Genomic DNA, 22,725 nt, shown 5'->3' on the forward strand with positions numbered 1-22,725 from the left:
GGGGGCGGCGCAGCAGCGGACGGGCGGGAGTGTGGGCCTGATGATCGGTCATGGGGGCATTGTGACCCAGAGACTGTCCGGCGAGTCATGAGCGGAGCCAGAGGCGTACGGCAGCAACGGTCACGGTGCCGTGGAAGACATACGCTCGCTTGTCGAAGCGGGTGGCTACAGCCCGAAAGCCCTTGAGGGCATTGATCGTTCGCTCGACTTCATTACGGCGCTTGTACCCCGTGCGGTCGAAGCCTGCGGGCCGGCCCCCCGCGCTGCCTCGGCGCCGGCGGTTGGCCCGCTGGTCTCTGCGTTCGGGAATGGTGTGCTTGATCTGCCTGCGTCGCAGGTAACGCCGATTGCGGCGTGAACTGTACGCCTTGTCACCGCCCCGATGATCGGGCCGCGTGCGGGGGTGGCCGCCGCCGAGCCTGGGGACTCGGATGCTGTCGAGGACGGGGATCAGCTGTGGGGCGTCGCCCCACTGGCCTGGTGTGATGACGAACGTGAGTGGACGTCGGCCCCCTTCGCTCGCCAGGTGGATCTTGCAGGTCAGTCCGCCCCGGGAGCGCCCAGGGCCTCATCGCGGCGGTGTTGCACGGGCCGGCCACGGCGGCCCGGGATGCGCGGTGCCTGCGTACGGGCTCCCGCGGCGTGCTGATGGGCCCGACAGGAGGTCGAGTCCACGCTGACCATGCTCCAGTCGATTCGGCCCTCCGCGTCGGCATCGGCCTGCACGGCCCGCAAGATCCTCTCCCACGTGCCATCCGCCGACCAGCGGCGATGCCGGTCATACACCGTTTTCCACTTCCCGAACCGAGTCGGCAGGTCCCGCCACGGGATACCGGTTCGCTGCCGGAAGAGAATGCCGTTGATCACCCTGCGGTGACTCTTCCAGCGCCCGCCTCGCCCAACATTGCTTGGTAGGTGCGGCTCCAAACGAGCCCACTCCAAGTCTGAGAGATCACCCCGCCCCACGCGGGGCGGAACGACACAGACGTGGCCCAGTCACACAACCCATCGGACACGGCCTAGCACGACCAGCAGCAGGTACCGCACTCCCACACGCCCAGGCCCCCCACGTCCCATGACTGGTCATCCTGCCGTACCTCACGGAGGCCAGGGCAACGTTGGGGGTGACGTTCGGTGATGGGTGGAATTTCAGGGTGATGGTTGCCCAGGTGACGAGGGCGCCGGTCATGTCGAGCGGGGCCGTCGAATAATCCCGTGCCGTGCCGTGCCGTGCCGTCGGTGGAGGTACAGACTCGCTCCATGGCGGAGATGAGGGCGTTCCGGGACGCGGTCAGTGGCTGGGCGACCGGCGGTCCCGGCGGGCCGGCGAGTGATCTGGCTGTGCGACTGGGGCTGCGGACGGCGGTGCTGCTGGAAGGGCTGAGTGACCTCGCGGCCGTTGAGACGCTGGCCGCCCGGCATGGCCGTGACCTGGCCGCCGAGGGGGTGTGCGTCGTGCCGATGGGCGGGGCGATGAACGTCGGCCGCTACGCCGGCCTCCTCGGGCCGCCCGGCCTTGGCCTGCGTCTGGCAGGACTGTGCGACGAGCGCGAGCAGCGCTTCTACGACCGCGGCCTGAAGCGGGCACGGGCGCCGCGCCGGGGCTTCTTCGTGTGCGTGACGGACCTGGAGGACGAGCTCATCCGCGCGCTGGGCACGGCAAGGGTCGAGGAGATCGTCCGGACCGAGGGTGACCTACGTGCCTGGCAGACCTTCCTGCACCAGCCCGCACACCACGGTCGGCCCCGGCAGCAGCAGTTGCGGCGCTTCCTCGGCACGAAGAAGGGCCGCAAGATCCGCTACGGCCGCCTCCTCGTCGAGGCCCTCGACCCCGAACAGGTACCGGCCCCGCTCGACGACCTCCTCACGAGCCTGTGACTTGAGCGCTGGCAACACTGCCGGCGCCCTGCTCGCAGGCGTGACAGGCATGGGCATCAGTGCGCCGGTCCTGCACCAGCTCAAAGGCCTCTGAGTAGGCAGCTGCACTCCAGGCATCAGCCCCGCGACCCCCTACGACTTATTCAAGTCACGACCCTGTTGTGTGGCTGAATCCAGTGCAATGCTGTGACGGCGGTGATCCTTCAGCCCCCAGGCGGAGGCCCCCACCCCTGGCCCCGCCTGTGTGCTGTCACTAGGCGGGGCCGCGCCGCCCCTCCCGGCCTCCCACGGGAGGGCCGACGCCTGCCACGACGTCCCCTTCATCAGTACTCTCGGGGCTTCCAGGCGCGGATCTCGAGACCCACGATGACTGCGTCCGGGTCGAGGCGTCCGGTGGCGGTGAGCCATGTGTGTACCGCGGCGGCGACGTCTCCGCCGGCGGCGTCGACCATGGCTTTGAACTGGACGCCGTCGAAGCCTTCTTCGCCTGAGCCGGGGCCGCCGACGTTGTGGCCGTAGGAGCCTTCCTCGGTGCTGTCGGGCCGCTTGACGACGTTGCGCCGCACGCCGGGGGAGTCGGCCAGACGGCCGGCATGGTGCTTGAAGGCCTTCTTCTTGGCTCGGACCGTGAAGGCGATCCGACCGCCGTAGCGGGCTGCGTCCTCCACCACCGGATACAGCCGGGATGCTCCGGAGGCGATGTGCTGCCGACCGGCCCGGGCCAGTGACGATGTCCACTCCTTGTGTCGCTCTGCGCCCTTGCCCACCGTCTTCTCGGCACGCACGACATCCCTGCTCCGCACGCGCGCCCTCTTGCCCTCCCTGGTGAGGCGCGGCTGGATGTGGGCCGCGGCCAGGGCCTTGAGGCTCTCGATGCCGCGCGGGCCGCCAGCCTGAACCTCCTGCACCACGGCCCGCAGCGCCTCCACGAAGCTGCCGCCCTTGTTCTTGGTGAAGAACTGGGAAACCAGCGACGGGTTGCGGCCGAGGATCTCGCCGACCTGCTTCTTCGAGAACCCTTCCGCCATCAACTGCTCGGTCAGCCGGGCCGCCTCGTTGCGCTGGGCCCGCCGACCCAGGCCCGCAGCACCGCGCTCTTCCAGCTCGCCACCGAGATCCCCGCCGCGATCCTCGCCCGCGCCCTGGGCATCCACACCGACGTCGCCGTCACCTGGCAACGGCTCTCCGCAGGCGACTGGGCCACCTACGCAGCCGAAGTCAGCCGAAGTCAGCCGACGGTAATAGCGATCGCCTCAGTTGTCTTCAGGACACGTCAGCGACCTTCAATCGGTTGCCGTGTCCGACTACAACGACCGTGAACCCGTGGGCCTTGCAGCCTCCCTGGGAAGTCTCCAAGCACCGAGAGTCGATGCATCAGAACGAGGAGGAGCCCATGGCGCCGAGAGCGGCATACGACGAGATCGCAGACTGGTACGAGGAGGAGTTCCTCGGCGGACAGCGGCCGGGTGCTGCGAGAGCGGACGGCAATCCCCTAAACCTTGGCCGCCTCCTGCACGATCTCCTCGGTGAAGGCAGCGGCACCTGTCTGGAGATCGGCTGTGGTACCGGCGTTCACGCCGCGGGTCTCCGGGAACTGGGGTGGACTCCCGTCGGTGTTGACCTGTCCGCCGGGATGCTGCGGCATGCGCGGGGCCGCCTCCCCGTCGCTCTGGCCGATGCCGAGCGGCTGCCTGTTCAGGACGGCTCCGTGCCGACCGTCATCGCCATGATGGTCCACACCGACATGCCCGAATATCCGAAGGTACTGCGAGAGGTGGCCCGGGTATTACGCCCCGGCGGGGTGTTCGTGCACGTCGGTGTCCATCCCTGCTTCTGCGGCGGCTTCGCCGACCGCCTCGATCCCAACGCGGTGGTGATCCGCCCGGGCTACCTCGACGGTCACTGGACGAAGGCGTCCTGGACGGACCAGGGGGTGCGCGACAAGGTCGGCGCCACCCACCATCCGCTACCTGAGCTGATGCACGCGTTCCTCGACGCGGGCCTGACATTCGAGAGGTTCGCAGAGACCGGTGAGCCCACTCCGATCGTGCTAGCTGTCCGGGCACGGAGAAAGAACACCGGGCTCGGAGACACCCTCCCTCACACACTGGACTGAGCCAGGCATTCGGACACTTCCAATATCCGACGTCACCATTAGCCCGCGGCCGCGACGGCATCCACGAACTCCTCGACATCGAAACCGCCCGGGCTACCGCCGACACCCTCACTACCCTCCACGAAGACCTCGCCGCCGGAACCGGGATCTCAGGGTCGGCCGCCCGGCGAGCGATCCACGCCGCCGCCCAGGCCCCCCAACTTCGCCGGGTCCATCCGCACGCACGGCCAGGCACGGGACATCCTGGGCAACCCGGCCCTGACCGTCTACGACAACCCGCACTCGTTCCTGATGTGCGTCTACAACTCCGACCGCGCCCTGTGCCACCGGCTCGACGTCACCGACGCCCCAAGCCTGGACCGCTGCCAAGCGGCCTGTGCGAACATCGCGCGCACCGACCGCCACGCCGACGAACTCGTGCAGCAAGCACAGGCGTTGGAGAAGCAGGCGGCCTCGGAGGCTGTGCCCGGACCGCTCGCCGACCCGCTCACTCGACGCGCCGGCTATCTCCGGGACCTGGCCCACCGCCGCAAGCACGACCGCATCCGCCTTCAGGAGCCGACGTCATGAGCCCCGCCCCGGACGAGCGCGACCGTATCCGTTCCGCGATGGACCGCATCCTGGGCGGAACGCCCGAGCACTCCAACGGCGCGCTGACGATCGTCGCTCTCGCGATCGAGGCCGGTGTCCCGCGCAACGCACTCACGCAGCGGCACACCGACCTGAAGAGCGAGTTCTACGATAAGGTCCGTGCCCGCGGTGGCACCCCGGACAGCGAACAGCGCCTGCGCAAACAGGTGCGGCGACTCAAAGAGCTCCGAGCCGCCGACGCGGAGGTGATCACCCAGCTTAAGGCCGACGTCGAAGCCCTTGTCGGCGCCCTGCACCAGACGACGGCCGAGAACCAGCTCCTGCGCCAGCAGCTGGCGCAGTGTTCGCCCGTACTTCGCACGCTGCCCGCCCAGTTCGCCGACGTCCAGCCCTGCGGAGCACAGCGGACCCGGGCCCTGTGCTACCTGAACTCGTATGCATCCTGACGGTTCTCACCGCCAACCAGCCCAGGCCCACATGCCTCCGTCCAGATGAATGAGTCCGATGTTTGTGCTGGCCGCGACCATGGTGAAGGGCGCCCGTTGGCCTGTGTGCCTACCGGTCTGGACACCCTTCTGGCGGCACTGTACGCGTGGGGCGAGCACGCTGCCCTTCATGCCTGACCGGCGTCCGCTTCGGTCGCCTTGACGGCTACGGCGGAGCCCTGTGTCAGGGCGCCGGCGCGGGCGGCGGCGAGCGTGATCCGCACGGCCTGGTCGGCGGTGCCCTCCTCGATCGGATCAGCGCTGACCAGCAACCGGAAGTAGATCGGTGCGGCCAGCGTTTTGAGCAGCTCGACCGGATCGGTCTCCGCCGGGAGTTCGCCTCGCTCGATGGCGCGGGTGATCACGGGCTCGGCACGCCGGAACCGGTCGGCGAAGACCCGCCGTCGCGCCTCGGCGATCTCCGGCAGCCGACCTGCGTCGGAGTACATCGCGGTCTGCACCGCCCTGCCCACCGGGCCTGTCATGCTTTGCGCGAGCGCCCGCGCGAGCGCCCGCAGGTCGGTCTCGATGGCTCCAGTGTCCGGGGTTGGGATGTCGGTGGCGAAGTGCTCGGCAAGCGCGTCCACGACCAGGCTCGCGCGATCCTTCCAGCGCCGGTAGACCGTAGTTTTGTGCACCCCGGCCCGCTGGGCCACGCCCTCGACGGTCAGCTCGGCATATCCCCGGTCCAGCAACTCGGCGAGGGTAGCCGCGCGCACCGCTGCCTGCGCCTTGCGGCCGCGCCCGACCGGGCGGGCAGGACCAGAGGACCCCAACTCCATTGCAACTCCTAGTTGCGCTAGTGGTCGATCGCGTGCCAGGCTCCAGTCTATCGCAACTAGAAGTTGCACTGAGGCGGGTCCTGTCCAGCTGCGTACCGGACGCCTCAACCGATGAGCTGAGAAGGAAAGCCATGCCCAGCGCCTCCCGTACTTGGACCCTCGACTCCATACCCGACCAGTCCGGCCGCCTGGCGGTGGTGACCGGAGCCAACAGCGGCATCGGCCAGGTCACAGCAGAGGCGCTCGCTCGCCGGGGCGCCCATGTCGTGCTGGCCTGCCGCAGTCCCCAACGGGGGCAGGCCGCCCTGGACCGGCTGCTCGCCCAGGCACCCGGCGCCCATGCCGAGGTGCGCCTCCTCGACCTGGCCGATCTTGCCTCCATACGCGCCTTCGCCGACGGCTGGGATCATGACCGGCTCGATCTGCTGGTCAACAACGCCGGCGTGGCGATGGTGCCGTTTGCCCGGACCGCCGATGGTTTCGAGTCGCAGTTCGGGATCAACCACCTGGGCACCTTCGCCCTGACCGGGCTGATGCTGCCCCATCTGCTCGCCTCGCCCGATCCGCGGGTGGTCACCGTCAGCAGCGAAGGCCAGCGGTTCGCCCGCTTCGACCTGGACAACCTCAACGCCGAACGCCGCTATCGCGCCATGTTCGCCTACCTGCAGTCCAAGCGCGCCAATCTCTACTTCGCCACCGAACTGCAACGCCGCGCCGACGCCGCCGGCCTGAAGCTGCGCAGCGTGGCCGTCGCCCCCGGACTCACCCGCACCAACGTTCTCACCGGCGGCGCAAACGGCAACCGCGGTCGACTCTATGGAGCGTTGATCCGGCTGCTGGTCCGCGTCGCCTTCCGCCCAACCCCCGAAGGCGCCAAGACCTCCCTGTACGCCGCGACCGTCCCGGACCTGCAGGGCGGAGCGTATGTCGTGCCCGACGGGCCGCTGCAGCTACGCGGCGAGCCCGTCCTGCGCAACCGGGAGCGCGCCATCCGTGACACCACCACCACCGCCCGTCGGCTGTGGGAGCTGTCCGAGAAGCTCACCGGCGTTCCCTTCCGGCTACCCGACGATGCCACATGCACCGCCTAGCCAAGAGTCCTAGATGAGTGAGCCCGACGCTCTCAGTGGTCATACGCGATCAGAGATCGTTCGACCTTGGCGCCGATGTTCCAGTTGTGGCAGATGCCGGCTGCCAGGGCGAGAAGGCGTTGGCCGGTGCGGGCGAATACGCCGGCGGGGGTTCTCCCGCCGTGTTGTTCCAGACTGAGCTGACCTTTGAGAGTGTCGAACACTGCCTCGATCCACTGACGGACACGGGCAAGTCGGCCGTGCCGGACGGGCTCGTTCTTCCGGTCCGGCCGTACCAGATGGACGCCCAGGCGCTCGGTGAGAAACGCCTCGAACTCCCGCCCGGCGAAGCCCTTGTCCGCGAGGATCACCTGACCGGTGCGGACGAGGTGCTGGTCGCGTTCCAGTAGTGCGGTCATCACCTCCCGCTCACCGAGCTTGGGGCTCGCCAGGCACCAGGACAGCGGCATGCCCTCGGCGGTGGTCAGCAGGTAGAGCCGGAATCCCCAGAAGAACCGGGAGTGGCTGCGGCAGTAGCCGTATCCGGCGTGCCCGGCCAGCTCGGAACGCTTGACGGTCTCGCGGGAAGCTGCACATGGCATTGGCGTGGAGTCAATCAGCCTCAGGTCGTCCTGCCAGGTCGGCACCTGCCTGGCCAGGGCCTCGATCACGCGGCTGATCAACAGCCCGGCGGCGTTGAGCCGCTTGTTGTAGGCCGATTGCTGGGGCAGGTAGCGGAAGAGATGCCCGAGCCGGGCGTGGGCGAAGCGGATCCAGTGCCGGGCGGAAGGAAAGCCGAGCAGCACCTGGGCGACCGCAAGACACAACAGTTCGGCGTCCGTCAGTTTCGGGGGTCGCCCGATCCGACGACGGGGGGCCACATGATCGTCGATGAACACGTACAGTGCCGCCAGAAGGGCGTCCAGGCTGGTATTCACACACGAGCCAACGGGCGCCCTTCGCCATGGTTGCGACCAGCACAAACATCGGACTCATTCATCTAGGTGCCAACCCGATCTGGAGACACGACGCGTGTGAGTGCGAGCTGTCCAGCGTCTCCCGTGCTGAGCCGTTGAGGCTTGGGACGCGCCTTCTGCTCAGCCTGGCGAGCCACGTGCGCATAAATCCAATCCAGTGAGAGAGCCTCCTGCAGCTCAGGAGGTGCCGAGCTACCGCGAAGGGCAAACAGAGGGTCGCCCGTGAACGCCGTAAACCGCTCGCCGGGTACAGCCAGGGCTCGCCGGGTAGGGCCTGTTGCACACAGGACGTAGGTGTTGTAGCCGACTGTGCCCGTCTCGAGAGCACGGCCAGCATAATCGCAGTCCAAAATGATCACGGTGTGCTTTGCTCCCACGTTCGCCGATTCGTTGGCGAGCCTGAAGGACACCGCTGTGAAGTACAGGCTCGTATATTCGGAGCCTGTAAGCATCAAGTACAGATCTCCGCTGCCCACATCCAGCAGGGAATGACCAGAGTAGTAAAAGAGTAGGACATCCTGAACCGATCTTGTTGCGTCCGACAGGGCGCGGCCGACGCTGGTGAGGTCTGAAGCGTCAAGCAGCACAGTGCATCGATTCTTGTCGAACCCACCCAGTTCGGGAGTAGTGAGCGTATCTGTCATTGCAGCCACGTTGTCCTGCACAGCCGGCAGGTCTGGCAGTTGAGAACTCTCGTAGCGTGCTGTTCCCATCACAACAGCCCAGGAGCGTGAGCGATCAGGGAGCCGCGATCCTCCCAATAAGGAACTCCGAGGCGCGAAGGAGGAGGGGGGAGTGTTACCAACTGGTGGCGCGTCGTCCTGTTCCCGGAATGGGCCACTCGGTTGTTCAGCAGGCTCCGAGTCGTCGTTACCTCCACCGGTGGAGGAGTCCCTGTCCGGCTCCGCACTCTGCAGCCCTGTCCTGTCTCATAGATTCCTTGAGCCGACGTCAGGGCGGCACGGTACGCTCCGCCGTGTGACGAGCACCGGCACACGTGATGCCCAACTGAACCGGCTGTGGGGAGCCGTTTGCGCCTTCTCCGGGATCTTCTTCCTCCTGTGGGCGCTGTCCTGGGTCAATGCCAGCGTGCTCAATGAGGACCTCCAGAATCACTGCGAAGATCTACACACGGCCCGCTTCCCCTTCGAGAAGTCGTGCACGCATGAGGACGGCACCGTTGAGGGCGCGAACAGCGTGCTCGTCGAAGGGATCTTCTTCGGCTCGCTGGCTGCCGGAGCAGTATGCCTGGGAGCTGCGTTCATGACCGAGGCTGGCCGGAGGAAGTAGTCCATAGACCGTACGGCGTACGGCTGCTGTTGCGTGAGTCGACTGGTCACAGGGCCACTGGTGCGAGACGAACGGTCCAGGGATTCAGACGTATCCGCAGTGGCGGGACTGGCGCAGGCGGTGGGGGTTTGGGCTCGCGCCATGCAGCCACGGGCTTGGTCAGCGCCACGGCGGATAGTCGAAGGGAACCGCCCGCCACTGGCAGCCGGTCCGGTTGACGTAGCGGATCGCGTTGATCACGGCTCGCCGGTCGTACTTCTCTGGTCTCCCGCCGGTTGGCAAGGTGCAGGCCGGCGGCGGGAGCAAGGGCTCGATGAGCAACCACTCCGCATCGCTCGTGTCGGACGGATAGCGGCGTTCTCGCACGTCAATGGGTCCTATCGTTCCATGCGGGTGAGGACTTCGAGGGTGGCTTTGACCCCGCCGAGCTGTTCCAGGACCAGGCGGACCCACTCGTCTGTCGGCTCGCGCTTGGCGTGCGGGGCGATGATTCCGGAGATGACGTTGGTGGTCCGGTGCAGCTCGGTGGTGAAGATCGCCCGCTCGTAGGCGACCCAGACCTCCGGATCCTCCGACAGCTGGGATCCTTCGGAGCGGGAGTGCGTCACCGGCGGAAGTCCTTCCTTGACGGCGACCTTGCGCAGGAACTTGATACCGGCCCAGTCCTGGGAGGGCGTGCGCTTGGTCGACCGGCACAACGGGGCCAGGCTGGCCCCCGCCGGCCGGGCCTCGAGCAGCGCTTTGCGTACCGCCTCACCGTGGATGTGGGCGGGAACTCCCCGCCCGGGCATGGATACTGGCCTCGCAGCAGCTGGGCGAGGGCTTCGTCCAGATCGGTACGGCCGGTGGCGACCGCGGTTTCGATCCAGTCGGCTGTCGCCCGCAGCTTCTCCAGCGTGGTCCCGACCTGGGCGTGCTGCCGCTCGTTGAACTCGTGTCCGCGCAGTTTGGGCACCAGCCGGGCGGCTCCGGCGATGATGCCCTGGCAGACGGCGATGAGATCGGCGAACTCCATCTGCCGGTGCCACCCGCGCACGATCGTGGCCGGGTCGTCGAACCGCTCGCCCTCGCCGTCGTCTTCGCCCTCGCGGGCCAGGACGTCCCGGAACTCCTCGCCGAGGTCATCGTCTTCGTCGACCTGCTCGAACTGGATCTCGTTGACCATGTAGCGGGCGTCGGAGTCCCGCATGGCCACGAACGCCACCTCCCTGCGCTTGAGCAGGGCGGCCACGACTTGGCAGGCCACCGCCTCGTCCTGGACCAGGTCGCCGACGGCTTCGACCTTCTCCTGCACGGTGACCGGTGTGGAGGTCTTCCAGCCCACCAGCCGCTTCGCGGCCTCGCCGTCCCAGGACCGGCGCCCGGTGCGCTCGTTCAGCGGCGGATGCGCGATCACCTCGAACGGGTCCTCGGCCGAGGCCAGGATCTTGTGGACGTCCCATGACACCCCGGCCACCCGCCGTTCGGCGGGCCACTTCGCGGCCACCCAGCGGTAGGTCCGCACGGTCGCCACCGACAGGCCACCTCCTCCGCGAAGAACGTCAGCGCTTCCTCCACGCTCTGTCCCTCTTCGGAAACCCGCATGTGACCACCCCAGCCGCGCAGCGGTTCGATCTCCAGCGCGGCGTCCCCGAGGGCCCATTGGGCGCTGGAGTGGACTTCAACGTGGCGAAGCGAGGAGGCCACCAGCTCGTGGTAGCGGCTCACAGCAACGTTCCCAATCACGGTCACGGCGGATCACCGCCCACTGGCAGGGCGAAGGCGCGGCACATCGCCGACGACACGGGCTCCGACCCGCCTTTACCGGCACGGTCCGCTCCCACCAGCTCAGATCGCCATCAACGACCGGAGAACGCCCCACCGAACACATGTTTCGCCCTCCAAGCGGCAGACTCAGCCCGCACCTGCCTCCCCAGCGACCGAGCCTGACCGATACCTCAACTTCCGTCACTGACCGTAGATGTGACACGGCTTCTCACCACGAACGTGCCGGGCTCGAACAGAGCCTCGGCCTGGCGCCGTTCGTGGTCGGCGTCGGCAGCGAGGACCGGCCGTTCGTTCTGGGACCTTGGCCAGCACCTGGGCCGTGCCGAGGAACACGACTGTTGCGGGGAGCCGATCGGCAACCTGGGATTCATCACTTCCGAGGTTCCGAAAACCATTTAGAGCCCCGGCAGTGGCTGCTCCGTCCAGACGGTCTTCCCCTCGCGGGTATAGCGTGTGCCCCATCGCTCGGTCAGCTGCGCCACCAGGAACAGGCCACGCCCGCCCTCGTCAGTGGTGCGTGCCCGGCGCAGGTGCGGCGAGGTGTGGCTGGTGTCGGTGACCTCACAGATCAGAGATCGTTCACGGATGAGTCGCAGGGTCACGGGGCCGCTGGCGTAGCGGTAGGCGTTGGTGACCAACTCGCTGGCGATGAGCTCGGTGGTGAAGGTCAGGTGCTCCAGGCCCCATTCGGTCAGCTGGGCTGTCGTTAGTGTCCTGGCCTGGGCGGCGGAGGTCGGGTCCAGCGGAAGTCCCCAGGAGGCCACGTTCTGCGGGGGGAGCACACGGGTGCGGGCGATGAGCAGGGCGATGTCGTCGGCGGGATGAGCGGGTACGAGGGAGTCGACCACCGCCTGACAGGTCCGTTCCAGGGGGTCGGCGGGGCGGGTGAGCGCCGCGCGCAGCCGCGCCAGGCCCGTGTCGAGGTCGATGTGGCGTTCACCGATGAGTCCGTTGGTGTAGAGGGTGAGCAGGCTTCCCTCGGCCAGTTCGATGTCCCGGGCCTCGAACGGCAGGCCGCCCAAGCCAAGGGGTGGGCCGGCGGGCAGCTCGAGCAGACTCACCTGTCCGTCCGGGGTGGTCACCGCCGGTGGTGGGTGGCCGGCGCGAGCTGCGGAGCACACTCGGGAGACCGGGTCGTAGAGGGCATACAGGCAGGTGGAGCCGATGACCTGCTCGCCCACGGGCCGTTCACCGACTGCTTCTTGTTCGGCGGCCAGCAGGTTGACCAGGTCGTCCAGGCGGGAGAGAACCTCGTCCGGTTCCAGGTCCAGGCTGGCAAGGGTGTGCACGGCCGTACGCAGCCGGCCCATGGTGGCTGAGGCGTGCAGGCCGTGGCCGACCACGTCGCCGACAACGAGCGCGACCCTGGCTCCGGACAGGGGGATGACATCGAACCAGTCGCCGCCCAGCCCCGAGGCCGCCCTGGCGGGGAAGTAGCGAGGGGCCACCTCGACGGCCAGCTGGTGCGGAACAGCCCTCGGCAGCAGGCTGCGTTGCAGGGTGAGGGCTGTCTGTTGTTGCTGGGTGTAGCGCTGGGCGTTGTCGATGCAGACGGCGGCACGCGAGGCGACTTCTTGGGCCAGTGTAAGGTCGTCCGCTTCGAACGGGTCGGGGCGCCGCGAGCGCCACAGGCTCATCACACCCAGCACCAGGCCCCGTGCGGCCAGAGGCACCACGATCAAAGAATGGACACCCAGCTCGGGGACGTGCTCCCCCTGGCGCGATTCCATGGAGAACCAGTCAGGCGGAAGAACGGATTCCAGGACGGCCCGCCCGTCGGCCAGGCAGCTGGCTTGGGGGGTGTCTGGTGCGAACTCGAGGGACTCCCCTACCAGCTGCGGCAGTTCGGGCTGCTGGGCCAGGACACTGCGAACCGCCACCCGTACGACAGGCTCCGGCAAGCCCTGCACCGACTCCTCACCACGCGTCACGGCTTGCGACAAGTCCACTGATACGTGGTCAGCGAGGTGAGGAACCATCACATCAGCGAGCTGCCAGGCCGTCTCTCCCACATCGAGCGTGGTTCCGATGCGGGCGCCGGCTTGGGCGAGGAGCGCCAGCCGAACTCGAGCCCGATGGCGTTCGGTGACGTCCTCGACGGTCTCGGCCACCCCCAGAACCCGGCCGGTGGGATCCTCCAACCGGAAGGCCGAGACGGACGCAGCCCGCTCTCGCGTCGGATCCCGCTCCAGGCGGGCGTACTGCTCGGAGGAGACCAGTGATTTTCCGGTCTGCATCACCTGGCGCACCCGCTCCACGGAATTCCGCGCGTCCTCGGCAACCAGTAACGCGCCGGTAGGCATCCCCCGAAATGAGGCGGCCGGAATGCCGGTGAACCGTTCGACCGCCCGGTTGACGCGGAGAATCGTCATCTCGGGACTGTGGACGACGAGCCCGATCGGGCACCGGCGGAACAACCCGTCGAGAACCGCGCGGTCCCTCTGCCACTCGAGGACCTCCGCCGCTGGCGCCCCGACAAGGAACCATTCGCGGACATCGCCATCGCGCAGGAGCGCACGGGCCCTCAACCCCATCTCCACAATCCGCCCGCTGCGATGCCGCACCGCCAGTACCCAGAACCAGCCTCCGGCCCCCCTGCACATCGCCGCAGCGTCCTTGGCGGTCGGCAGGTCGCGGGGATCGATCAGGACTTCGCGCGCCGGGCGGCCGATCACTGCTGTCGCCGGGTAGCCGAGCAGATCCTGGGCCCGTCGGCTCCATCCGACCACGGTTCCCCGGTCGTCGAGCACCGCCGAGGCGGCCAAGTGCAGAGCAAACGGATCATCCCGGATCTCGCTGAGCACCGTCACCCGCTGGTCCACTCCCGGACACCACCTCTACTCGGCTACCGATGTTCTTCCGCTGGCAGTGGTGCGCGAGCGAGACCGTGGCTCCGCCCAGACCGGTCACTTCTCCGCGCCACAAAAAGTCCTCTGCAAGAAACAGGGTGCTGTGAGCCTATTGAACCCGGTCAAGCCCAGCAGCCTTCCGGGCGCAACACGCCGCCCGACGAGTGATCAAGGGTTCAGGAACCGCTCCTCGACGGGTCCGGTCCAAACGGCATGGCTGGAGCGTGGCACCCTGGCGCGGGCCGCCTTGCCGATGGCGGCCCGTTCTTGGGGTGTCAGGTGCGGTCCGGGTGTCGTCCGTGGGCCCGGTGTCGCCTGCGGGCCCGGCGTCGTCGCTGTCATCGCGCACTCCTTGCCGCTGGGAACCGGTCAGTCCGGCAGTCGGCGCATCTCCACCATGTGCAGGCCCAAGTCCTGGAAGCGCATGAGCAGTCCGTACAGATGCGCCTCGTCCGTGACAGGGCTGAGGCGCAGCGTCTGCGGCGCGGCGGGAACTTCCTCCAGCTCGGGCTCGGCAGTGGGCCTGGACAGGCGGCCGGTGACGCGGAACTCGTAAGTGCGTGTTTCTAAGCCCCGGTGCTTCGGGCGGCGCATTTGCTTTCAGAACCGGAGCATCGTTGAGCAGGCATGACTGCTGAACCGGAGGCGGGCGGGCCTGAGCAGGGACACCGAATTCCTCGGGACGGTCGTTCGCATGAGGCCCGCGAGTTCGCGAAAACTGAAGGTAATCGGCGGGAACCCGAGGGTCCGTTGCCTCATGTCAGGGGGTGAACCCGTGGGTTCGCAGTGAAGCAGCTGGTCGGCTTCTACCGGCGCAGCCCAAGTAGGTCCAGATACCCATCGAGTAGATCTTTAAGGAGCTACCGTCAAGTAGGGTCGGGTTTGGTGAATGCTTGCCGGCTGTGCACGAGCAACTCGCGCATCGAGGGATTATGCGTGCTCTTCCAGATCAGGGCGAGCAACACTGATGTTTTGACGTCATCGATGGTGCGGGCGGTGAGCCGGTCACGATAGCTCGCGGCCATCGAATTGCTGAGGATGGCGACGCCGAGTCCGCGGGCGGCGAGGTCGGCAATGGCATCTGCGGCGCTGGCTTGCAGCGCGATCGCGGGTTGGAGGCTGTGTGCGGCGCAGGCACGGTCGAATGCCGTGCGTAGGCCGGTGCCGGGTGGCATGCAGACGATTGGGTGGGCGGCTAGGTCGCGCAGAGTGACCCGCCGTTGTTTTGCCAAGGGGTGTCCGGGCGGAACTGCTGCGACGAGCCGCTCGCTGATGATTGTCAGCGCGTCCAGCCCGTCGGGGGTGGCGGTTGCGGTACCGACAAGAGCCAGGTCGATGGCGCCGGCGCGCACCCCCTCGACGAGCCGGTCGGAGTTGTCCTCCAGCAGTGAGATCTCAACACCGGGATGCGCCCGGTGAAACGCGGCGAGGGCGTTGAACAGCGGGGTGAGGGTGCAGCCTATGACCATCCCGACCGTGAGCCGCCCCCGGATCAGATCGGTCACCTGCCCCACTGCCTGGCCGACCGCCCCAGCTGCGGCAAGTGCGGCGCGCGCGTGTTCGAGCGCGGCCTTTCCCGCGACAGTAAGGGTGGCGGTGCGCGCCGACCGGTCAAACAGCTCGGCACCGAGTTCACGCTCCAGCTGGCGGATCTGGGCGCTGACGCCGGACTGGCTGATGTGCACTCGCTCAGCCGCCCGGGTGAAGTTCTGCTCTTCGGCGACTGCGACGAAGTATTCCAGCTGCCTCAGCTCCATGACTACAGATTCTAGCTGCTAGCAAATCCATCTGTTGGATTTCTGATCGGCGGGCGACCAGGCTGGGGAGCGCCGAAGCCAGACGTCAGGAGGAACCCATGCCGGAGTATGAGAAGGCCATGCGGCCTGAGGACATCACTCGCTTGTTCGTCGAGCGATCCAACGCCGGTGACGCGGCCGGGGTCGCCGCGCTCTACGAAGAGGATGCGGTGATGGCCTACCCGCCGGGGGAGCTGACGGTGGGGCGGGAGGCGATCCGTGCGCTGTGGGAGAAGGTGCTGGCCAACCGTCCCCGTTTCGAGCCGGAACAACCGCTGCCGACGTTGATCAGCGGCGATATCGCCCTCACTTCGACCCCGCCGAAGGACGGGGCCGGCGCCCGGGCGCAGGTTGTCCGACGTCAGCCTGACGGAAGCTGGTTGCGTCTGCTCGACCAGCCCGAGTTCGTCCTGCCCACCCGCTGACCTCGCGGACTCCCGGGAGTCCGCGAAAAGTGGAGGCTGTTGGGCGGGATCCCGAGGGGCCACCCCCTGACGTCAGGGGGTGGCCCCTCGGGATCGTGATGATTCCAGGGGCCGCTCCAGCAGCGCCCGTGCGGAGTCCGCGTAGCGCATCGCGGTTTTCTCGTCGAGTGAGAACGCTTCAGGGTTCCTGAAACTAACGACGCGGTCGGCTATTGAAGTTCGGGGCCAGGGCCGTGTGGCTGAGGACCCGAAGTCCTGACCGGGGATGGTGGTTCGGCCGCTAGTGAACGCCGATCCTCCAGCAGGGCCTATCCGAATCTGGTCGCGGCGGTTGTTGCGACCGCCTCGTCGCGGGTGAACTCCTCCACCACCCGAACCTTGTCCTCCGCCAACACTTTGGCCGCCACCTGCGGACGCTTGAGGAAGTCGGTGGTACCCGCCGCGGCAACCTCCTCGTCCTGGGCCAGCGAGTGGATCGCGGTGACCTTCTCCTGCGGCGTGACGGGCGTTTCGACCTGCTGCCCCACCCGCCGGTTCGCGTCGTCCGTCGTCCACCGGGACTTCCCCTCCGGCAGCACCAGAATCGCCGCGAACCGCTCCTCGTCGTCCTCGACGTTCGCCAGCGATCGGTGGACCGTGTAGGACGCGATCTTGGGCTGCCGGTGTTCCTTCGGCCAGCGGGAGGCTACCCACCTCGTGGTCTTCACCGTGGCGACGCTCAGCCCGATGTCGTCGGCCAGACGGGCCAGCGACTGCTCGACCGTCCACTCCGTCTCCGCGACCAGACCACCCCGCTGCCGCATCGGCTCGATCTCTTTACCGACCGGGGGTAGTGCTGCTCGTGATGTCCGTCTGGGCCTGTGACTTGGACGTCACGGGCTCGTTTACCGACCGGTTCCGGAACGTCCGTCATGTTCCGAAGTCGGTACGGAGGACGAGTGGCACGGCACGTGGTGGTCGGGGACTTGAGGGTCCAGCAGATCGACCGGAAGGACGGGCGGCGGTCGTGGACGATCGTCTGGCCCGAGGGCACGGTCCATAAGGAAGCGGACCGGTTCCTGCGTGAATACGAGGGCTCAGGCACGCAACGGACGTATGCGTACTTGCTGGCAGACCATTGCGGTGGCTGGAGCGCGGGTGTCTCGGGTTCGCAGCAGTGGTACTGCGGGATCTTGAGCGCTACATGGGCATCGTCGGGGCGGAGGTGCGCCTGCCGCTCGGCGAGCCGTGGCGTCTGGGCAAGCGGCCGTACGGACAGGCCGCGCTGTCCACCGCGGCGGCCTGCTTGAAGGGCTTCCACCTGCAGCTGGCCACGTTGGGCGTCAACGCTGAGCTCGGCTCGGCACTCAACGTCTCCCGGCTGCCGACCCGGGCCGACCGTGATCGCGCCCTGCTCGGGCACACCACCCGCAGCCTCCCGGCGAACCCGCTGGCACCGACGCGGGTGCGACGGCGGCATCCGAAGATGCTCCCCGAGGGCGCGCAGGACCTGCTGCTGGCCGAGGTCCACGCCGCGCGGGACCGTGTCCTCGTCAGCTGGCTGGCGGACGGCGGCTTCCGCATCGGCGAGATGTGCGGCTTGCACCTCGCCGACCTGTACCTTCGCGAGGGGGCTGCCTGCGGAGACTGCCGCGCGCCACACGTCCACGTCTGCCACCGCGAAACGAACGCGAACCGGGCCCGGGCGAAGACGAAGTACCCCTGGTCCGTGGAGAACGGAGTGGTGACCGGTGGTCTGATCAAGCGCCTCAGTCCGCACATGGTCCACACGTACTTCGAGTACATGACCAGCGAGTACCCCAAATGCCCCGGCCACGGCATGCTGTTGGTCCAGCTCCACGGGCCGGAGCGGGGACAGTCGTGGGCGACGGTCGGAGCCCGCCGGATGCTGGGGCGGGCCTCGCTCCGCGCCGGTCTGGGCAAAGTGAAACCCCCATGCATTCCGGCACGAGTTCGCCTCCGCGGTGTTGGATGCCTCCGGCGGCAACCTTCTGGTCGCCCGGGATGCCGGCGGCTGGTCATCCACCAGCACAGTCGACGAGATCTACGCCCACGTCGACATTCACGACCCTGCCTTCGACGCCGCCCTGCGACAGGTCTGGGGTGAGCGGGCGTGACGGCAGCGCACAGCGGCCTGCGTCTCCTCGCCGAGTCGGACGGCCGCGAGTCCATGGACCGGCTGGAGATCTTGACCGCGCTGCTCAACGGGCCGGCTTTCGACCCGCTGCTGCGGGCCGACGTCATCAAAGTCCCCGCCGAGCATCCGGTCTTCGGCTGGGGATGCCGAGTTTCGCAATGCCAAAGGTCCGCGCACGGCACCAGCGATCTGTGTGATACCCACCGTCAGCAGTGGGTATCACGTGGCGGTGACGAGGCCGGGCGGGCTGAGTTCCTGCGGACAGCCGAGCCGTTGGCGCATGTGGTCCACGGCCTTCCGTGCTGCCGACCTCGCAGCCGCTGCCGAGCCCGACGAAGGCGATTACGGCGAACAGGCCATGACCAACGACGAGGAAGTGTGCGTATGAACACCGTCGTCCCCGAACCCCGCACGGCCGCAGCCCTGGCAGCCCGCCGTCGCAGGACCGACATCGCCGTTCAACGGATCCATGACGCCCTCGCCCAGATCCGTCGCGAAAAAGCCCAGATCAGTGTGGCCGCCATCGCTCGCAGAGCGGACGTCTCCCGCACCTTCCTCTACGACAACCCCGAGGCCAGAGCCGCGATCGCTGCGGCGATGGCCCAGGCCGGCGAACACCGGTCACGGCCCCTCGCTGACCAGGATGACGAACGCGAGGCGATCTGGCGTGAACGCGCGCTGAACGCCGAGGGCGCACTCAAGGCCGCGCACACAGAGATCACTACCCAGCGTACCCGCATCGGTGAACTCCTCGGTGAGATCCGTGACTTGGAAACCGCGTGGACCGAGGAAACCGTCCAGCGGATCACCACCGAGAACACCACCCTCAAGCAGCGACTCCGCCAGATCACCGCAGAGAATCGCGCCCTCGACGAGCGACTCAAGACCGCGCCCGTTCCAACCTCCGCTTCCAGGACCGACGCGTCGCCGTCCTCGAAGCCAGCCTCACCGAACCAGGACCACCAACCTGATCCTGTCCGGCCGGGCCCGCGGATGTCAGTGCTGCGGGCCATACTCATGCCGCGGCGCCGCTCGGGCACCGCAGCACGAGGGGAGCAACATGGCTGAGGTGCTGGTTTTCCACCATGGGCACGGGCTGACCGCTGGCGTTCGCGAGTTCGCCGAGCAGCTGCGACGGGCCGGACATACCGTCCACGTTCCAGACTTGTACGAGGGGCAGGTATTCGACAGCTTCGAGGAAGGCATCGGCTACGCCGAGAACGCCGGGTTCGACACGGTCACCGCGCGCGGAACTGCCGCCGCCGAGGGGCTGCCTGCAGAGCTCGTCTACTTCGGGTTCTCGCTCGGCGTCCTGCCGGCGCAGAAGCTGGCCCAGACCCGCCCCAGTGCAAAGGGCGCACTGCTGCTCGAGGCATGCGTCCCGGTCTCGGAGTTCGGCGGAACCTGGCCCCAGGACGTCCCGGTCCAGATCCACGGCATGGACGCAGATCCATTCTTCGCCGGGGAGGGTGATGTCGACGCTGCCCGCGCGATCGTCGGGGCGGCTGCCGATGCCGAGCTGTTCCTCTACTCCGGCGACAGGCACCTGTTCACCGACAGCAGCCTCCCGTCCTACGACGAACAGGCCGCAACGCAGGTCAACCATCGGGTGCTCGGCTTCCTCGACCGCATCAAGTAGGGGCATCAACAACCTGATCTTGTCCGGCTGACGACCTCGCGGCGTGTTGAACTGACGGACGCCGTCGAGGACTTCGGCCGCCTGGCCGCTGTCGTGGAGGAGACCGGCGAGCGCGTGACCCTCACCGAGGACGGCCGGCCGGCGAGCGTGCTACTCCCGGCGGCCGAGCTGGCCGAGCTGGCCGAGCTTGAGCACTGGGCGCAGCGGGCATACGGCGCCCTGATACCCCTGCCGGACACGGCCGAGGAACGGCCGCCCGGACCGGCGCAGCACGGCCCGTACACGCGGTACGTGCACGCGGACGGCGAGCGTATGACGTTCACCCGGGGCCGGGTGGTGGTGGCCGAGTTGCGCCGTGCCGGGTGGCTTGAGTGGTTGGAGGACTGGGCGCGCAGCGGGCGGCAGGGGTATATGGACCCGAAGCAGTCGGAGGCGTTCGCCGAGTTCCTCGCCCGCCAACCCCCGGTCGGCGAGCAGTAAAGGGCTGGTTCGATCGGGGTAGCCTGCCGGGCGCGAGCGTCCGCAGGGTGCGGGTAGACCACGGTTCCCCGCCGGTTGAGCGGATGCCGTTGATTGATTCGAGGCTCTTGCTACTTCGCTCCGTCAGAGATGGCGGAGCGAAGGGCCGCGAAGTGGCTGGTGCGGGTGCGGGCCCTCGGGATGCCGATCAGGTGAGCGTCGATGCGCGCGCCGCAGTTCCAGCAGTCCCATTCATCGGGGACTTCGACCAGGTCGCAGCAATCACACCCCTCGCCGTACACCGCGCAGTCTTCGTCGCAGCTTCAGCTTGTGTAGTGCAGGTGTGCCATGCCCTCGCGCCCTCCCCGTTGCGTGGTGGGGCCCGACAGAAGCATGCGCCAGTACCTGGCTGTTTACTGCGGTGATGCCAGAACGTGGCTGAACTTCCCGGTCAGATGCTGGAGATGAAGCCAGTGAGCGAGGCGAGGCCGCCGCTGATGACCGGGGCCAGGCCGGTGGAGGCGAGGGTGAAGCCGAACAGGCCGCTGGGTACCGACGAAATTCGTCTACCCGCAGTTTCTTCGCCAGGGGTCGGTGTGACTCCGGTGTTGACACCCTCCGATTCCATGGAGGTTGGGAGCGACGTCTACGGGAGAGTGATGCCGTCGATCTTGGCTCTGCCCGGCGAGGGCGCCCGGGCGCTGCCGAAGTCCGAGGTCGACAGGTACGCGCCGAGCCACTGTGACTCCGCGGTCGGCCTGTCGATCGGAGCATCAACCAGAACCGGTGTCGAGTGCCTGATGGTGCACAAGGCCCTCTTGACGCCTTGGCCGACCTGTTGCAAAGCCGAACCGAGAGCCGGAAGAGGCCACCCAGCAACAGGTGGTGAGGACCCCAGGTGCCCGGATGCGACTCCGGCTGATGAGTGGTGTCCTGGAAGAGGGTTTTGGCACGCCGCCACTGCTGCGTCTCGGTGAGAGCGGCCGCATACACCTGATCCGTCCCGTACGGGCTCCCGACCAGCGTCGGCCAGTCGCATCTGGGCACGGCAAGCATCCAAGCCTGATCATCTTCTAGTCGCCACGGAGGCACATCATGCCAACCGAGAAGCGGACGATGGATCGACTGCGCTTCGCCGGAAAGGGGGAGCGGCCGCTGACGCCGTATGAACTCGCACAGATGCGGCCCAGTCTGGGAACCGGCGAACGGCCTCCGGCGATGGTTGAACTCGCCAATCACCAGCGCATCCACGTCTTGGCCGATGGAAGCCCCCCAGAGCCAGAAGTCCACCGCATGGACGGGGCCGAGGGGAACCTATGGCGTGTCGACGTGCCGGTGGGGCCCGAAGGCGACGTTCCCCTACCGGGCAAAACGGCCACCCGCATCCACCCGGAAGAATTGCTGTCCGATATCGATCCCGACGTGGATCTGCGTGCATGTCGCCCCGAGTGGCTCGACCTGCTCTATGTACCGCGCTTTCTGCCCAACCGCGAAGTAGAGCCGATCCGGCGACTGAGGGGAGGTCTGGTTCAGCCGGAAGCCGTCTTCGACCCAGACAACCGGACGGAACTGGCCGAGACGAGCTTTCCCTGGGGCTGCGTGGGGAAAGTCATCAACAATGAGGGAAACCACGGTTCAGGGGCGCTCGTCGGCAACCGCCTTCTCATCACGGCGGGTCATGTGGTGCCATGGCAATCCGAACAGTGGTGGATGCGTTTCGTGCCCGCGTACTACAACGGCCAGTCCCTCCACGGTGCGGGCGTCCAATCCTTCGTATCGGACGTGCGGGGCTTCAACCCGAACTTCCCGGGCGGGGACTCGGCGGGGTACGACTGGGCCGTCTGCCGACTGTACGAACCCCTCGGGACAGCGGACCGACTGGGTCACTTCGGCACAAAGAAATACGACCCTGCCTGGAACGGGAAGCCGTGGTGGAACAACATGGGCTATCCCATCAACATGTGGTTCGTGGGAGCCAGCCTCCAGGGCGGCATTCCGGTCCTGGACACCGATGACGATATCAACGGAGGCCTCGAAATCGAACATCGCGGCGACACCACCAAAGGTAACTCCGGGGGCCCGATGTTCGCCTTCTTCGGTGAGCAAGACCCCCGCATCACCGCAGTTCAATCCGGGTACCAGGCAGATGACGAGGACATGGGCCCCATCAATGTCGCGGCCGGCGGCCCCGGCTTGAACAGGCTCGTGGCATGGGGACGCACGAACTGGCCCTAGAAGTCAGGCGCTGCCGCAAAGTTGACTCCAAGGAAGGCCCTCGTCCGGCCGGGCGACTCGTGTCCTGTCTCGCCGAACATTGAGCGCGTCTCATCGAACTCTGACCGGCTTATCCCCTCGGATGGTGAAGAGATCCGCGCTGGCCGTCCCCGCCGCCAACGCCAACCAGGCCCAGACCTTCAGCGCCAACCAGCTCACCGCCGCGAGCGACGCCGTACTCGACGCGGAT

Annotated in this window: 25 protein-coding genes and 2 pseudogenes; 13 read left to right on the plus strand and 14 right to left on the minus strand. The window is 67.5% G+C overall.

Annotation, left to right across the window (positions count from 1 at the left end; genetic code table 11):
* Positions 1-85: 85 nt before the first annotated feature.
* Positions 86-966, minus strand: a protein-coding gene (locus ACZ3H8_RS38910; protein ID WP_467409866.1) for an IS5 family transposase whose coding sequence is annotated in 2 segments (ribosomal slippage) — positions 86-564 and positions 564-966 — 882 coding nt in all. Because the reading frame shifts where the segments join, the coding sequence is not laid out codon by codon here.
* A 294-nt stretch (positions 967-1,260) separates the two neighbouring features.
* Between ACZ3H8_RS38910 and ACZ3H8_RS38915 the strand changes: the two genes are divergently transcribed.
* Positions 1,261-1,878, plus strand: coding sequence for a TOPRIM nucleotidyl transferase/hydrolase domain-containing protein (locus tag ACZ3H8_RS38915; protein WP_467409868.1), 618 nt, complete (start codon positions 1,261-1,263; stop codon positions 1,876-1,878).
* Positions 1,879-2,201: 323 nt separating this feature from the next.
* On the opposite strand, the gene ACZ3H8_RS38920 is transcribed toward ACZ3H8_RS38915, so the two are convergent.
* On the minus strand, positions 2,202-3,056 hold the full coding sequence (locus tag ACZ3H8_RS38920; RefSeq protein ID WP_467409871.1) for a hypothetical protein: 855 nt from the start codon (positions 3,054-3,056) through the stop codon (positions 2,202-2,204).
* Between the two features lie 215 nt (positions 3,057-3,271).
* Between ACZ3H8_RS38920 and ACZ3H8_RS38925 the strand changes: the two genes are divergently transcribed.
* From ACZ3H8_RS38925 to ACZ3H8_RS38935, 3 genes are all read left to right on the plus strand, one after another.
* Positions 3,272-3,994 (plus strand): class I SAM-dependent methyltransferase, encoded by a 723-nt coding sequence (locus ACZ3H8_RS38925; RefSeq protein ID WP_467409872.1) that lies wholly within the window; start codon positions 3,272-3,274, stop codon positions 3,992-3,994.
* A gap of 291 nt (positions 3,995-4,285) precedes the next feature.
* Positions 4,286-4,564, plus strand: a complete 279-nt coding sequence (locus ACZ3H8_RS38930; protein WP_467409875.1) for a hypothetical protein — start codon at positions 4,286-4,288, stop codon at positions 4,562-4,564.
* Positions 4,561-5,031, plus strand: coding sequence for a hypothetical protein (locus ACZ3H8_RS38935; protein ID WP_467409876.1), 471 nt, complete (start codon positions 4,561-4,563; stop codon positions 5,029-5,031). The genes ACZ3H8_RS38930 and ACZ3H8_RS38935 overlap by 4 nt, the downstream gene beginning before the upstream one ends.
* Positions 5,032-5,198: 167 nt before the next feature.
* On the opposite strand, the gene ACZ3H8_RS38940 is transcribed toward ACZ3H8_RS38935, so the two are convergent.
* Positions 5,199-5,852, minus strand: a complete 654-nt coding sequence (locus ACZ3H8_RS38940; RefSeq protein WP_381193875.1) for a TetR/AcrR family transcriptional regulator — start codon at positions 5,850-5,852, stop codon at positions 5,199-5,201.
* A gap of 131 nt (positions 5,853-5,983) precedes the next feature.
* Here ACZ3H8_RS38940 and ACZ3H8_RS38945 point away from each other — a divergent pair, with 131 nt between their 5' ends.
* Entirely contained in the window at positions 5,984-6,943 is a 960-nt protein-coding gene (locus ACZ3H8_RS38945; RefSeq protein WP_467409878.1) for an oxidoreductase, read from the plus strand.
* A gap of 32 nt (positions 6,944-6,975) precedes the next feature.
* Here the strand turns inward: ACZ3H8_RS38945 and ACZ3H8_RS38950 are convergent, their stop codons facing one another.
* Both ACZ3H8_RS38950 and ACZ3H8_RS38955 read right to left on the minus strand, forming a co-directional pair.
* Positions 6,976-7,860, minus strand: a complete 885-nt coding sequence (locus tag ACZ3H8_RS38950) for an IS982 family transposase (RefSeq protein WP_467409881.1) — start codon at positions 7,858-7,860, stop codon at positions 6,976-6,978.
* A gap of 62 nt (positions 7,861-7,922) precedes the next feature.
* A complete protein-coding gene (locus ACZ3H8_RS38955; RefSeq protein WP_467409882.1) occupies positions 7,923-8,660 on the minus strand; it encodes a caspase family protein in 738 nt (245 codons plus the stop codon).
* Positions 8,661-8,877: 217 nt separating this feature from the next.
* On the opposite strand from ACZ3H8_RS38955, the gene ACZ3H8_RS38960 reads away from it, so the two are divergent.
* The gene (locus ACZ3H8_RS38960; RefSeq protein ID WP_467409885.1) at positions 8,878-9,189 is read left to right on the plus strand and encodes a hypothetical protein; all 312 of its coding nucleotides are present in this window, start codon (positions 8,878-8,880) and stop codon (positions 9,187-9,189) included.
* A 162-nt stretch (positions 9,190-9,351) separates the two neighbouring features.
* Here the strand turns inward: ACZ3H8_RS38960 and ACZ3H8_RS38965 are convergent.
* The 7 genes and pseudogenes from ACZ3H8_RS38965 to ACZ3H8_RS38995 all read right to left on the minus strand — a co-directional run.
* Positions 9,352-9,555: pseudogene (locus ACZ3H8_RS38965) on the minus strand (transposase); the annotation flags it as partial.
* A gap of 11 nt (positions 9,556-9,566) precedes the next feature.
* Positions 9,567-9,797 (minus strand): hypothetical protein, encoded by a 231-nt coding sequence (locus tag ACZ3H8_RS38970; RefSeq protein WP_467409887.1) that lies wholly within the window; start codon positions 9,795-9,797, stop codon positions 9,567-9,569.
* Positions 9,794-10,702, minus strand: a complete 909-nt coding sequence (locus ACZ3H8_RS38975; protein ID WP_467409888.1) for a DUF6192 family protein — start codon at positions 10,700-10,702, stop codon at positions 9,794-9,796. The genes ACZ3H8_RS38970 and ACZ3H8_RS38975 overlap by 4 nt, the downstream gene beginning before the upstream one ends.
* A 649-nt stretch (positions 10,703-11,351) precedes the next feature.
* Entirely contained in the window at positions 11,352-13,778 is a 2,427-nt protein-coding gene (locus ACZ3H8_RS38980) for a SpoIIE family protein phosphatase (RefSeq protein WP_467409891.1), read from the minus strand.
* A gap of 195 nt (positions 13,779-13,973) precedes the next feature.
* Positions 13,974-14,147, minus strand: coding sequence for a hypothetical protein (locus tag ACZ3H8_RS38985; protein ID WP_467409892.1), 174 nt, complete (start codon positions 14,145-14,147; stop codon positions 13,974-13,976).
* A gap of 27 nt (positions 14,148-14,174) precedes the next feature.
* Positions 14,175-14,399 carry a hypothetical protein gene (locus ACZ3H8_RS38990; RefSeq protein WP_467409895.1) on the minus strand — a complete coding sequence of 75 codons (225 nt, stop codon included), beginning with the start codon at positions 14,397-14,399 and terminating at the stop codon, positions 14,175-14,177.
* Between the two features lie 272 nt (positions 14,400-14,671).
* The gene (locus ACZ3H8_RS38995) at positions 14,672-15,562 is read right to left on the minus strand and encodes a LysR family transcriptional regulator (protein ID WP_467409897.1); all 891 of its coding nucleotides are present in this window, start codon (positions 15,560-15,562) and stop codon (positions 14,672-14,674) included.
* A gap of 98 nt (positions 15,563-15,660) precedes the next feature.
* On the opposite strand from ACZ3H8_RS38995, the gene ACZ3H8_RS39000 reads away from it, so the two are divergent.
* Positions 15,661-16,026 (plus strand): YybH family protein, encoded by a 366-nt coding sequence (locus tag ACZ3H8_RS39000; protein WP_467409899.1) that lies wholly within the window; start codon positions 15,661-15,663, stop codon positions 16,024-16,026.
* Positions 16,027-16,346: 320 nt separating this feature from the next.
* On the opposite strand, the pseudogene ACZ3H8_RS39005 reads toward ACZ3H8_RS39000, so the two are convergent.
* A pseudogene (locus ACZ3H8_RS39005) lies at positions 16,347-16,841 on the minus strand (DUF6192 family protein); the annotation flags it as partial.
* A 1,149-nt stretch (positions 16,842-17,990) separates the two neighbouring features.
* Between ACZ3H8_RS39005 and ACZ3H8_RS39010 the strand changes: the two are divergent.
* From ACZ3H8_RS39010 to ACZ3H8_RS39030, 5 genes are all read left to right on the plus strand, one after another.
* A complete protein-coding gene (locus ACZ3H8_RS39010) occupies positions 17,991-18,143 on the plus strand; it encodes a hypothetical protein (protein ID WP_467409900.1) in 153 nt (50 codons plus the stop codon).
* Between the two features lie 249 nt (positions 18,144-18,392).
* Positions 18,393-18,551, plus strand: a complete 159-nt coding sequence (locus ACZ3H8_RS39015; protein WP_467409903.1) for a hypothetical protein — start codon at positions 18,393-18,395, stop codon at positions 18,549-18,551.
* Positions 18,548-19,231, plus strand: a complete 684-nt coding sequence (locus ACZ3H8_RS39020; protein ID WP_467409906.1) for a DUF6262 family protein — start codon at positions 18,548-18,550, stop codon at positions 19,229-19,231. Before ACZ3H8_RS39015 ends, ACZ3H8_RS39020 begins: the two co-directional genes overlap by 4 nt.
* On the plus strand, positions 19,224-19,802 hold the full coding sequence (locus tag ACZ3H8_RS39025) for a dienelactone hydrolase family protein (RefSeq protein WP_467409907.1): 579 nt from the start codon (positions 19,224-19,226) through the stop codon (positions 19,800-19,802). The genes ACZ3H8_RS39020 and ACZ3H8_RS39025 overlap by 8 nt, the downstream gene beginning before the upstream one ends.
* A gap of 51 nt (positions 19,803-19,853) precedes the next feature.
* Positions 19,854-20,282, plus strand: coding sequence for a type II toxin-antitoxin system prevent-host-death family antitoxin (locus ACZ3H8_RS39030; protein WP_467409912.1), 429 nt, complete (start codon positions 19,854-19,856; stop codon positions 20,280-20,282).
* 430 nt (positions 20,283-20,712) lie between these two features.
* Here ACZ3H8_RS39030 and ACZ3H8_RS39035 read toward each other — a convergent pair whose 3' ends face one another.
* The gene (locus ACZ3H8_RS39035) at positions 20,713-20,889 is read right to left on the minus strand and encodes a hypothetical protein (RefSeq protein WP_467409908.1); all 177 of its coding nucleotides are present in this window, start codon (positions 20,887-20,889) and stop codon (positions 20,713-20,715) included.
* A gap of 467 nt (positions 20,890-21,356) precedes the next feature.
* Between ACZ3H8_RS39035 and ACZ3H8_RS39040 the strand changes: the two genes are divergently transcribed.
* On the plus strand, positions 21,357-22,496 hold the full coding sequence (locus ACZ3H8_RS39040) for a trypsin-like serine peptidase (protein WP_467409911.1): 1,140 nt from the start codon (positions 21,357-21,359) through the stop codon (positions 22,494-22,496).
* Positions 22,497-22,725: the final 229 nt, after the last annotated feature.

The organism is Streptomyces sp. NPDC002868 (assembly GCF_055563295.1).

Excerpts from the sequence above, each read along its gene's own strand:
- ACZ3H8_RS38915 (WP_467409868.1), top strand. The coding sequence starts at position 1,261 with ATGGCGGAGATGAGGGCGTTCCGGGACGCGGTCAGTGGCTGGGCGACC.
- ACZ3H8_RS39020 (WP_467409906.1), top strand. The coding sequence starts at position 18,548 with ATGAACACCGTCGTCCCCGAACCCCGCACGGCCGCAGCCCTGGCAGCC.
- ACZ3H8_RS38990 (WP_467409895.1), bottom strand. The coding sequence starts at position 14,399 with ATGCGCCGCCCGAAGCACCGGGGCTTAGAAACACGCACTTACGAGTTC.
- ACZ3H8_RS39025 (WP_467409907.1), top strand. The coding sequence starts at position 19,224 with ATGGCTGAGGTGCTGGTTTTCCACCATGGGCACGGGCTGACCGCTGGC.
- ACZ3H8_RS38985 (WP_467409892.1), bottom strand. The coding sequence starts at position 14,147 with ATGACAGCGACGACGCCGGGCCCGCAGGCGACACCGGGCCCACGGACG.
- ACZ3H8_RS38930 (WP_467409875.1), top strand. The coding sequence starts at position 4,286 with ATGTGCGTCTACAACTCCGACCGCGCCCTGTGCCACCGGCTCGACGTC.
- ACZ3H8_RS39035 (WP_467409908.1), bottom strand. The coding sequence starts at position 20,889 with ATGGAATCGGAGGGTGTCAACACCGGAGTCACACCGACCCCTGGCGAA.
- ACZ3H8_RS38945 (WP_467409878.1), top strand. The coding sequence starts at position 5,984 with ATGCCCAGCGCCTCCCGTACTTGGACCCTCGACTCCATACCCGACCAG.
- ACZ3H8_RS38925 (WP_467409872.1), top strand. The coding sequence starts at position 3,272 with ATGGCGCCGAGAGCGGCATACGACGAGATCGCAGACTGGTACGAGGAG.
- ACZ3H8_RS39040 (WP_467409911.1), top strand. The coding sequence starts at position 21,357 with ATGCCAACCGAGAAGCGGACGATGGATCGACTGCGCTTCGCCGGAAAG.
- ACZ3H8_RS38935 (WP_467409876.1), top strand. The coding sequence starts at position 4,561 with ATGAGCCCCGCCCCGGACGAGCGCGACCGTATCCGTTCCGCGATGGAC.
- ACZ3H8_RS38940 (WP_381193875.1), bottom strand. The coding sequence starts at position 5,852 with ATGGAGTTGGGGTCCTCTGGTCCTGCCCGCCCGGTCGGGCGCGGCCGC.
- ACZ3H8_RS38995 (WP_467409897.1), bottom strand. The coding sequence starts at position 15,562 with ATGGAGCTGAGGCAGCTGGAATACTTCGTCGCAGTCGCCGAAGAGCAG.
- ACZ3H8_RS39000 (WP_467409899.1), top strand. The coding sequence starts at position 15,661 with ATGCCGGAGTATGAGAAGGCCATGCGGCCTGAGGACATCACTCGCTTG.